Source organism: Rathayibacter sp. AY1G1 (assembly GCF_002932095.1).
In the GTDB taxonomy this organism is placed as follows: Bacteria; Actinomycetota; Actinomycetes; order Actinomycetales; family Microbacteriaceae; genus Rathayibacter.
This window is the reverse complement of record NZ_PSUZ01000001.1, coordinates 270,075-279,937: the sequence shown is the minus strand read 5'-3', so window position 1 is coordinate 279,937 and position 9,863 is coordinate 270,075. Positions and strand designations below refer to the sequence as shown.

The following is a 9,863-nucleotide window of genomic DNA, read 5'->3' as shown; positions in this document are numbered from 1 at the left end:
CGTCCACCGCGCCGGTCCGCTCGAGAGCACGGCCCGCCTCGAGGACGGCCTCCCGCCAGGATCCGGCGGAGTGGCGGAGGGCCGCTCGGCCGCGCGGGAGACCGCGATGCCGTCGAGGACCGCGAGGAGCAGCGCGGCGTCGTCGGCGCCGAACGACGCCGCGGGATGCGCGGCGCGCAGCAGCTCCAGGACGACGTCCTCCGTGCGCGACCAGCCGGCGGTGTGGATCGCGCGGATCTCCGGATCGGTGCCGGCGCGGGAGGCGAAGGCGGTCCACACGATCGCGTCGGGCACGTCCTCGTCCGCGACGCACGCGATCTCGTCGCAGAAGACGCGCAGCCGCACCTCGGCCGAGGGTTCGGCCTCCAGGCGGCTCCGCATCCGCTCGCGGAAGCGCTCCTCGACCCGGGCCATCGCGCCGGCCAGCAGCGCCTGCTTCGTCGGGAAGTGGTGCTGGACGGCCCCCACCGAGACGCCGGCCTCGGCCGCGACGGTGCGGATGCTGAGGTGCTCCGCCCCGCGGGTCGAGAGGACGGCGACGACCGCCGAGAGGATGTCGCTCCTGCTCTCGCGCCGATCCGGCATGGCGTCCCTCTCGTTCGACTGCTCGAGCAGGCTACGCTCTCGGACATGACCAATACGACCGTATTGCCACCCCGTGCCGGAGCCGGCCGCCGCATCGCGACCCTGGACGTCGTCCGCGGTGTCGCGATCATCGGGACCCTCGGCACGAACATCTGGATCTTCTCCCACCCCTGGGGGATGCTCGGACTGCTCTCCGTCCCGGTGACGCCGGAGACCTCCTCCTCCGCCGGGACTGCGCAGCTCCTGCTGATGGCGCTGGCGCAGGGCAAGTTCCTCGCCCTCCTCTCCCTCGCCTTCGGGGTGGGCCTCGCGATCCAGCACGCCTCCGCGGTCCGGCGCGGGACGCGCTGGCCGGGCCGCTACCTCTGGCGCGCGACGCTCCTCCTCCTGGACGGCGCGGTCAACTACGTGCTGATCGCGGAGTTCGACGTCCTCATGGGATACGCCGTCACCGGAGCGGTCGTCGCCTGGCTGCTGCTCACCCGGCCGACGACGCAGCGCCGCGTGATCCTCGTCTGCGGCGCTCTGCACGTCGTCCTGATCTCGGCGCTCGTGGCGCTCGTGGCGGCGAGCCCGGACGGTGCCGGACAGGGGCCGACCGGCCGGAGCCCCTACGCGGACGCGTCGTTCCTCGGACTCGCCGCCATCCGGTTGCAGAACGCGGGCGTCTTCCGTGCGGAGCCGGTGCTCATCGGGCTCCTCAGCCTCGCGATGTTCCTCCTCGGCGCGCGCCTCCATCGGGCGGGGGTCCTCGCCGCCGAGGGCGCGTCACTCCGCCGTCGCATGATGGTCCTCGGCGCCCTCGCCCTCCCCGTCGACCTCGCGCTGGGCGTCGGGGGGAGCGCCGCCGGTCTGCTCGCCGAGCGCTACCTCGTCGCGCCCCTGGTCGGGCTCGGCCTGCTCGCGGCCCTCGCCGAGGCCTGCCTCCGCCGGGGCGCCGAGGGCTGGGCGGCACGCCGGGCGCGGGAGGTCGGCCGGGTCGCCCTGAGCGCCTACCTCCTGCAGAACCTGCTCGGCGGCGCCCTCTTCTACGGCTGGGGACTCGGGCTGGCGGTGACCGCCGCGCAGTGGCGCGTCCCGGCGACCGTCGGAGCGTTCCTGCTCATCGCGGCGGTCGTCGTGCTCGCGGCGCACCTGTGGCTGCGCCGGTTCGAGCTCGGTCCGGTGGAGTGGCTCTGGAAGCGGGGCGAGCGGATCGGTGTCCGCGCGCCCCGCTGACCGGAGGGGGACCTACGCGAGGAGCTCCGCGGCGCCGGTGCGCAGGGCGGCGAGGCGGGACGAGACGGCCGACCGGCGGGCGTCGGCGTCGGAGTCGTGCGACCAGGCGTCGAGGTAGAGCTTGACCTTCGGCTCCGTGCCGCTCGGGCGCGCGATGAGACGGGCACCGTCCAGGGAGAAGCGGAGCGCGTCGGTCGGGGGCAGCGCGCCGCCCTCGGCGAGCAGGTCCTCGCTCCGCTCGACGGCGAGCCCGCCGATCGCGGTCGGAGGCGTCGCGCGCAGTCCGGCCATGATCCGGCCGATCTCGGAGAGGTCGGTGACGCGGAGCGAGATCTGCTCCGATCCGAAGAGCCCGAACCGCTCGGCGAACGACTCCAGCTCGTCGTCGATCGTGCGCTCCTCGGCGGCGAGCGCGCTCGCGAGGGAGAGGAAGGCGAGCGCGGCCGAGACGCCGTCCTTGTCGCGGACCGTCCCGGGGTTCACCAGGTAGCCGAGCGCCTCCTCGTAGCCGAAGACGAGGTCGGGGACGCGCGAGATCCACTTAAAGCCCGTGAGCGTCTCGGCGAAGTCGAGGCCGTAGTCGGCCGCCACGGCACCGAGGGCGGGGGAGGAGACGATCGAGCAGGCGAGCGCTCCTCCGGTGCGGCCCTCGCGGCGGGCCTGCTCGGCGGCGCGCCAGCCGAGCAGCGCTCCGACCTCGTTGCCGGTGAGGCGCCGGAAGCCCTCCGGGGCGGAGGCGTCGGGCACGGCGGCGGCGAAGCGGTCGGCGTCCGGGTCGTTGGCCACGATCAGCTGCGCGCGACCGGAGCGCGCGGTCGAGAAAGCGAGGTCGAGGGCGCCCGCCTCCTCCGGGTTGGGGAACGCGACCGTGGGGAACGCCGCGTCGGGCTCGATCTGCTCGACCACGACGGCCGGCTCGTCGAATCCCGCCGCGGAGAGCACCCGGTGCGCCGTCTCCCAGCCGACCCCGTGCATCGCCGTGTAGACGATGCGCAGCGGAGCGGACTGGCGGCCGACGGCGGCCGTCGCCTCGATGTAGGCGGCGACCACGGACTCGTCCGCGAGCCGGTACTCGCCGCGCGGCAGCTCCGGAACGCGCCGGTCCCGCGCGACCGCGAGGATCCGCTCGGCGATCTCGGAGTCGACCGGCGGCACGATCTGCGAGCCCTCGTCGGCGCCGCCGAGGTACACCTTGTAGCCGTTGTCCTGCGGCGGGTTGTGGCTCGCCGTGACCATCACTCCGGCGTCGGCGCCGAGGTGGCGCACGGCGAAGGCCAGCACGGGGGTGGGCAGGAGCCGGGGCAGCAGCACCGCGTCCACGCCGGCGCCCGCCATCAGCGCGGCGGAGTCCTCCGCGAAGACGCGCGAGTTCTTCCGGCCGTCGTAGCCGATCACGACCACGGGCCGCTGGACGCCCTGCGCCAGCAGGAAGTCGGCCAGGCCGACGGCGGCCTGCGAGACCAGCACGCGGTTCATCCGGTTGGATCCCGCCGCGATGGCGCCGCGCAGGCCCGCGGTGCCGAACGCCAGGCGGGCGCCGAAGCGGTCCTCGAGCTCGGCGCGGGCGGAGGCGTCGCCCGAGTCGGAGGCGGTCAGCAGGCCGACCAGCTCCTCCCGCGTCTCCGGGTCGGGGTCCTGGGCGAGCCAGGCCTCGGCGAGCTCCCGGACGTCGGCGCTCACAGGGCGCCCGTGATCCCGGCGAGCAGGCGGGCGAGGTCGTCCTCGGCGTCGCGGCCGGCCTCGAGCACCTCCTCGTGGCTGAGGGGGGTCTTCTGGATGCCGGCGGCGAGGTTCGTGATGAGCGACATGCCCAGCACCTCCATGCCCGCCTCGCGCGCGGCGATGGCCTCGAGGGCGGTCGACATGCCGACGATGTGGCCGCCGATGATCTTCGCCATCTGCACCTCGGCCGGGCTCTCGTAGTGCGGCCCGCGGAACTGCACGTACACGCCCTCGTCCAGCTCAGGACGCGTCCCGCGGGCGAGGTCGCGCAGGCGCGAGGAGTAGAGGTCGGTGAGGTCGACGAAGGTCGCGCCCTCGAGCGGCGAGTCGGCGGTGAGGTTGATGTGGTCGCTGATCAGCACGGGGGTCCCGGGCGTCCAGTGCTCCTTGATGCCGCCCGCGCCGTTGGTGAGGATCATCACCGTCGCGCCCGTCGCGGCGGCGGTGCGGACGCTGTGCGCGACGCGGCGCACGCCGTAGCCCTCGTAGTAGTGGGTGCGGGCGCCGATGATCAGCGCGCGCCTGCCGGTGGGGAGCAGGACGGAGCGCAGGGTGCCGCCGTGCCCGTGCACGGCCGGCTTGGAGAAGCCGAGGATCTCGGTGGCCTCCACCGTCGCGGTCGTCTCGCCGATCGCGTCGGCGGCCTTGCCCCAGCCGCTGCCGAGGGTGAGGGCGATGTCGTGCTTCTCGACCCCTGTCGCCTCGGCGATCTGAGCGGCCGCGCGGGCCGCGATCTCGAAGGGATCGGCGTCGGGGGCGTCGAGCGGGTGCAGGGTCTGGTCGGACATCCTCCCACCCTACCGACGGGCTGCGCGGCGGCGGAGGGCGACTCCCGCGGCCGATCCGACACCCCGCGATTGGGCGAACACTCAGTGAGAGAGGACAATGGGAAGCATGGCTTACGAGTTCGAGCGCGCGCAGAGGATCGCTGTACTCGGAGGGGGGCCGGGCGGCTACGAAGCCGCCATCGCGGGAGCGCAGCTCGGCGCTGAGGTCACCCTGGTCGAGCGGGTCGGAGTGGGCGGCTCGGCCGTCATCACCGACGTCGTCCCGTCGAAGTCGCTCATCGCGACGGCGGAGGCCACCAACGCCATCGGCGAGGCCGCCGACCTGGGCGTGCAGTTCTTCACCCGCTCGGAGCAGAACAAGCCGGTGCGCCCGGACGTGGCGGTCAACCTGGCGACGGTGAACAAGCGCCTGCTCGGGCTCGCGCGCCAGCAGTCCGAGGACATGCGCGCGAACCTGGTGCACCACGGCGTGCGCATCGTCCAGGGGGACGGGCGCCTGGACGGCTCGAACGCCTTGATCGTCTCCACGGCGGCCGGCGGCGAGGGCATGGACTTCGACCGCATCGAGGCGGACACGATCGTGGTCTCGGTGGGCGCCAGCCCCCGTGTGCTCCCGACCGCGGCTCCCGACGGCGAGCGCATCCTCAGCTGGACCCAGCTCTACAACCTCAAGTCCGTCCCCGAGCACCTGATCGTGGTGGGCTCCGGCGTGACCGGCGCGGAGTTCGCCTCCGCCTACCGTGCGCTCGGCGCCCGCGTGACCCTCATCTCCTCCCGCGACCAGGTGCTGCCCGGCGAGGACGCCGACGCGGCCGCCGTGATCGAGAACGTCTTCAAGCGCAACGGCATGGTCGTGCTCTCGAAGTCGCGCGCCGACCGCGTCGAGCGGACCGAGAAGGGCGTGCAGGCCGTGCTCTCGGACGGACGTGTCGTCGAGGGCTCGCACTGCCTGATGGCCGTCGGCTCCGTGCCGAACACGGCGGGCATCGGCCTCGAGGACGCGGGGGTGCAGCTGACGGAGTCGGGGCACATCCGCGTCAACCGCGTCGCCCGCACCAGCGTCCCCTCGATCTACGCGGCCGGGGACTGCACCACGTTCCTCCCGCTCGCCTCCGTCGCCGCCATGCAGGGCCGCACCGGCGTGTTCCACGCGATGGGCGACGCCGTGAACCCGACCGAGGTGCGCAACGTCGCGGCGAACATCTTCACGCAGCCCGAGATCGCGACCGTCGGGTGGAGCCAGCGCGAGATCGAGGAGGGCATCGCGCAGGGCGAGATCTACAAGCTCCCGCTCGCCGCGAACCCGCGGGCGAAGATGATGGGCATCCGCGACGGCTTCGTCAAGCTGTTCGCGCGCACCGGCTCCGGCACCGTCATCGGAGGCGTCATCGTCGCTCCGAAGGCGAGCGAGCTGATCTTCCCGCTCGCCCTCGCCGTGGAGCACCGCCTGACCGTCGACCAGGTCGCGCGGGCCTTCACCGTCTACCCGAGCCTCACCGGCTCGATCTCGGACGCCGCGCGCGCCATGCACATCGTCACCTGACGCGCCACTCCGCCGGGCCGCGCGGGGTGCGGCCCTTCATCGGCAGAGCGCACGACCGGGAATCGCGTGCGAAGCGATTGACGGCAGCGCGACGCGACCCGCTCGGCGGTACCACTCACGTCGAGGAGCCGACCGCGCCGGGCCGCGCGGGGAGCGGCCCGGAACGGGCTCAGACGATCTGGAGGAGCACGTGTCCCGCGGGGACGGTCGCTCCGGCCGTCGCGTCGAGGCCCTTCACGACGCCGTCCTTGTGGGCGGTGAGCGGCTGCTCCATCTTCATCGCCTCGAGGACGACGACCAGGTCGCCGGTGACGACCGTGTCGCCCTCGGCGACGGCGACCTTGACGATGGTGGCCTGCATGGGCGAGGCGACGGAGTCGCCCGTGACGGTGCTGACGGAGGAGGAGCCGCGGCGCTTCGGGGAGGCGGCAGCGGCCCCGCGGGCGGGTCCCGAGCCGACCAGGTCGCCGGGGAGAGTGACCTCGACGCGGCGCCCGTCGACCTCGACGACCACGTTCCGGCGGGCCGCCGGCTCGTCGGTCGCTCCGGGCTCGCCGCTCCAGGCCGGGATCGTGTTCTCGAACTCGGTCTCGATCCAGCGGGTGTAGATCGTGAAGGGCGCGCCGCCCTCGGGGGCGAAGGCCGGGTCCTCGACGATCGCGCGGTGGAAGGGGAGGACTGTCGGCAGTCCGGTGACCTCGAACTCGGCGAGGGCGCGGCGCGAGCGCTCCAGCGCCTGCTCGCGGCTGTCGCCGGTGACGATCAGCTTCGCGAGGAGCGAGTCGAAGGAGCCGGAGATCACGTCGCCGGCGACGACGCCGGAGTCGACGCGGACGCCGGGTCCGCCGGGGGCCTTGAAGACGTGCACCGGGCCCGGAGCGGGGAGGAAGCCGCGGCCCGCGTCCTCGCCGTTGATGCGGAACTCGAAGGAGTGGCCGCGGGGCTCCGGGTCGTCGTAGTCGAGCACGCCGCCCTCGGCGAGGCGGAACTGCTCGCGCACGAGGTCGATGCCGGTGATCTCCTCCGACACGGGGTGCTCGACCTGGAGGCGGGTGTTCACCTCGAGGAAGGACACCGTGCCGTCCTTGCCGATCAGGAACTCGCAGGTCCCGGCGCCGAGGTAGCCGACCTCCTGCAGGATCGCCTTCGAGGCGCGGTAGAGCTCGGTGTTCTGCGCATCCGTCAGGAACGGCGCGGGCGCCTCCTCGACGAGCTTCTGGTGGCGGCGCTGGAGGGAGCAGTCGCGGGTGGAGACCACGACGACGTTGCCGTGCGCGTCGGCCAGGCACTGGGTCTCGACGTGGCGCGGCTGGTCGAGGTACTTCTCGACGAAGCACTCGCCGCGGCCGAAGGCGGCGACGGCCTCGCGCGTGGCGGAGGCGAACAGCTCCTCGACCTCGTCGCGCTCGCGGGCGACCTTGAGGCCGCGACCGCCGCCGCCGAAGGCCGCCTTGATCGCGACGGGGAGGCCGTACTGGTCCACGAACTCGAGCACCTCGGCGGCGCCGGAGACGGGGTTGAGGGTTCCCGGGGCCAGCGGCGCGCCGACCTTCTCGGCGACGTGGCGGGCCGAGACCTTGTCGCCGAGGCGCTCGATGGCCTCGGGGCCGGGGCCGATCCAGATCAGGCCGGCGTCGATGACGGCGCGGGCGAAGTCGGCGTTCTCGGCGAGGAAGCCGTAGCCGGGGTGCACGGCGTCGGCACCGGAGCGGCGGGCCACCGAGAGCAGCTTGTCGATGACGAGGTAGGTCTCGGCGCTGGTCGTCCCGCCGAGGGCGTAGGCCTCGTCGGCGAGGCGGCTGTGCACGGCGTCGCGGTCCTGGTCGGCGTAGACGGCCACGGAGGCGATCCCGCTGTCGCGGGCGGCGCGGATGACTCGGACGGCGATCTCGCCCCGGTTGGCGACGAGCACCTTCGTAATCTTCGGCATGGTCCCCAACCCTAGGGGGCGGCTCCGCCCGGCCCGGCGCGGCTCACCACAAAGAAGCGGAGGGCCTTCGTCGGTTCCTCACAAGGGCGGGACGGGCCTCAGCGGTTCCAGAGCGCGGTCCAGTCGACGCCGAGGCTCCGCACCAGAGTGCGGAGGGTCGGCACCGACATCCCGATCACCGTCGAGGGGTCGCCCTCGATCGCGGTGATGAAGCCGGCGCCGCGGCCGTCGATGGTGAAGGCGCCGGCCACCTCGAGGGGCTCGCCGGTGGCGACGTAGGCGTCGATCTCGGCGTCGTCGATGTCGTCGGCGAACGTGACGGCGGCGGAGGTGACCGCTCCGGCCTCGGCGACGATCCTCCCGCCGCGGTGGTCGACGAGCCAGTGGCCGGAGTGGAGGCGGCCGGTGCGACCGCGCTGGGCGCGCCAGCGCTCCCGCGCCCGCTCCGGCTCGTGCGGCTTGCCGTGGACGACCCCGTCGAGGACAAACGCGGAGTCGCCGCCGAGCACCAGACCGTCGATGTCCGGGCGCAGGACGGCGTGCGCCTTGGCGCGGGCGAGCAGCGAGACGGTGGCGTCCGCGTCCAGCGCCGCGCCCCGCTCCTGCTCGGCCCGGGCGACGGCCGCGGGCTCGTCCACCTCGGAGGGGACGACGACGGGCTCGATCCCGGAGGCCCGCAGCAGCGCGAGGCGCGCGGGGGAGGTGGAGGCGAGGTAGAGGCGCACGAGGGCTCCCTGCGGCCGGGCCCACGCTGTGGGATGCTCGACGGATGGCACAGACCCCGTCCCGAGCATCCGCCCGCCCCGACGGGGCCGACGACGCACTCGGGACCGAGATCGAGCTCGACATTAGCAACGTCGCCCACGGCGGCGTGTTCGTCGCCCGGCACGAGGGCCGCGTCGTCTTCGTCCCGGACGTCCTCCCCGGCGAGCGCGTGCGGGCGCGGATCAGCGAGGTCCGGCACGACAGCTTCTGGCGTGCCGAGGCGCTCGAGGTGCTCGAGGCGTCCGAGCACCGGGTGGAGCACGTCTGGCCCGAGGCCGCCCTCGACCGCCGCCCGGAGGAGCGCGTCGGCGGCGCCGAGCTCGGCCACGCCGACCTGGCCTACCAGCGCGAGCTGAAGCGCCTCGTGCTCGTCGACTCCTTCTCCCGCTTCGCCCGTCGCGAGATCGAGGTGGAGGTCGCGCCGATCGGCGGGGACGACGCGTCCGGCGGCCTCGGCTGGCGCACGCGGAACCGCCTCCACGTCGACGACGACGGACGGGTCGGCCCCTACGCGGCACGCAGCCACCACGTCGTCACCGTGGAGTCGCTGCCCCTCGCGACCGCCGATTCCTCCCTGGCCGCACCGCTCGGCGAGCGCCTCGCTCCCGGCTCGGTGGTCGACCTCGTCGACGCGGCCGGGTCCGAGGGAGCCGCGGTGCTCGTGCACGACCCCTCCGACAAGCGCGCCCGCCGCGACCGCACGGTGGTGAGCGAATTCGTCGCCGACCGCACCTTCCGGGTCGACCGCACCGGCTTCTGGCAGGTGCACCGCGGAGCCGCCGCCGCGCTCTTCGAGGCCGTGCAGGCCGCCGTCGACGCGGACGCGGCGGACCCGTCGGCCGCCAACCACGACCTCTACGGCGGGGTGGGCCTGCTCGCCGCGGCGCTGGCCGACCGCCTCGGCGCCGGAGTGCGCGTGACCAGCGTCGAGAGCGACTCCCGCGCCACCGAACACGCGCTCGAGAACCTGGCCGACCAGGTCGGCGCCCGCGCGGTGACCGCCCGCGTCGACCGCTACCTCCGCGACGTCGTCGCCCAGGCCGATGCGCGCGAGCGGGCGCGGTGGCGCGCGGCGACCGTGGTCCTCGACCCGCCGCGCTCGGGCGCCGGCCGAGCGGTCACCGACGCTCTGGCGGAGCTGCGGCCGGCGCAGCTCGTCTACGTCGCCTGCGACCCGGTCGCGCTCGCCCGCGACGTGGGCGCCCTGACCGGGGCCGGCTACGAGCTCGAGCGCCTCGAGGGCTTCGACCTCTTCCCGCACACCTCCCACGTGGAGGCCGTTGCGCGACTGGTCCGCCGAGAGGACTGACCG

Annotated in this window: 8 protein-coding genes; 3 read left to right on the top strand and 5 right to left on the bottom strand. The window is 74.1% G+C overall.

The window, feature by feature from the left end:
• A partial coding sequence (locus tag C5C36_RS01230) for a TetR/AcrR family transcriptional regulator (RefSeq protein ID WP_104309098.1) occupies positions 1 to 585 on the bottom strand: 585 nt, incomplete at its 3' end.
• Between the two features lie 45 nt (positions 586 to 630).
• Between C5C36_RS01230 and C5C36_RS01225 the strand changes: the two genes are divergently transcribed.
• On the top strand, positions 631 to 1,803 hold the full coding sequence (locus C5C36_RS01225) for a DUF418 domain-containing protein (RefSeq protein ID WP_104262418.1): 1,173 nt from the start codon (positions 631 to 633) through the stop codon (positions 1,801 to 1,803).
• A gap of 12 nt (positions 1,804 to 1,815) precedes the next feature.
• On the opposite strand, the gene C5C36_RS01220 is transcribed toward C5C36_RS01225, so the two are convergent.
• Together C5C36_RS01220 and C5C36_RS01215 are read right to left on the bottom strand one after the other, a co-directional pair.
• Complete coding sequence (locus C5C36_RS01220) at positions 1,816 to 3,483, bottom strand: phospho-sugar mutase (RefSeq protein ID WP_104262419.1); 1,668 nt, start codon at positions 3,481 to 3,483, stop codon at positions 1,816 to 1,818.
• Entirely contained in the window at positions 3,480 to 4,313 is an 834-nt protein-coding gene (locus C5C36_RS01215; protein WP_104238027.1) for a purine-nucleoside phosphorylase, read from the bottom strand. The genes C5C36_RS01220 and C5C36_RS01215 overlap by 4 nt, the downstream gene beginning before the upstream one ends.
• Positions 4,314 to 4,419: 106 nt before the next feature.
• Here C5C36_RS01215 and C5C36_RS01210 point away from each other — a divergent pair, with 106 nt between their 5' ends.
• Positions 4,420 to 5,856 (top strand): NAD(P)H-quinone dehydrogenase, encoded by a 1,437-nt coding sequence (locus tag C5C36_RS01210; RefSeq protein WP_104223171.1) that lies wholly within the window; start codon positions 4,420 to 4,422, stop codon positions 5,854 to 5,856.
• A gap of 169 nt (positions 5,857 to 6,025) precedes the next feature.
• Here C5C36_RS01210 and C5C36_RS01205 read toward each other — a convergent pair whose 3' ends face one another.
• On the bottom strand, positions 6,026 to 7,786 hold the full coding sequence (locus C5C36_RS01205; protein ID WP_104262420.1) for a biotin carboxylase N-terminal domain-containing protein: 1,761 nt from the start codon (positions 7,784 to 7,786) through the stop codon (positions 6,026 to 6,028).
• A gap of 98 nt (positions 7,787 to 7,884) precedes the next feature.
• Positions 7,885 to 8,511 (bottom strand): nucleoside triphosphate pyrophosphatase, encoded by a 627-nt coding sequence (locus C5C36_RS01200; RefSeq protein ID WP_181027094.1) that lies wholly within the window; start codon positions 8,509 to 8,511, stop codon positions 7,885 to 7,887.
• A gap of 44 nt (positions 8,512 to 8,555) precedes the next feature.
• Here C5C36_RS01200 and C5C36_RS01195 point away from each other — a divergent pair, with 44 nt between their 5' ends.
• A complete protein-coding gene (locus C5C36_RS01195; protein WP_146083669.1) occupies positions 8,556 to 9,860 on the top strand; it encodes a class I SAM-dependent RNA methyltransferase in 1,305 nt (434 codons plus the stop codon).
• Positions 9,861 to 9,863: the final 3 nt, after the last annotated feature.

Bases quoted from the DNA above. Each gene is read 5' to 3' on its own strand.
- C5C36_RS01225 (WP_104262418.1), top strand. From the start codon at position 631: ATGACCAATACGACCGTATTGCCACCCCGTGCCGGAGCCGGCCGCCGC.
- C5C36_RS01215 (WP_104238027.1), bottom strand. From the start codon at position 4,313: ATGTCCGACCAGACCCTGCACCCGCTCGACGCCCCCGACGCCGATCCC.
- C5C36_RS01210 (WP_104223171.1), top strand. From the start codon at position 4,420: ATGGCTTACGAGTTCGAGCGCGCGCAGAGGATCGCTGTACTCGGAGGG.
- C5C36_RS01205 (WP_104262420.1), bottom strand. From the start codon at position 7,786: ATGCCGAAGATTACGAAGGTGCTCGTCGCCAACCGGGGCGAGATCGCC.
- C5C36_RS01195 (WP_146083669.1), top strand. From the start codon at position 8,556: ATGGCACAGACCCCGTCCCGAGCATCCGCCCGCCCCGACGGGGCCGAC.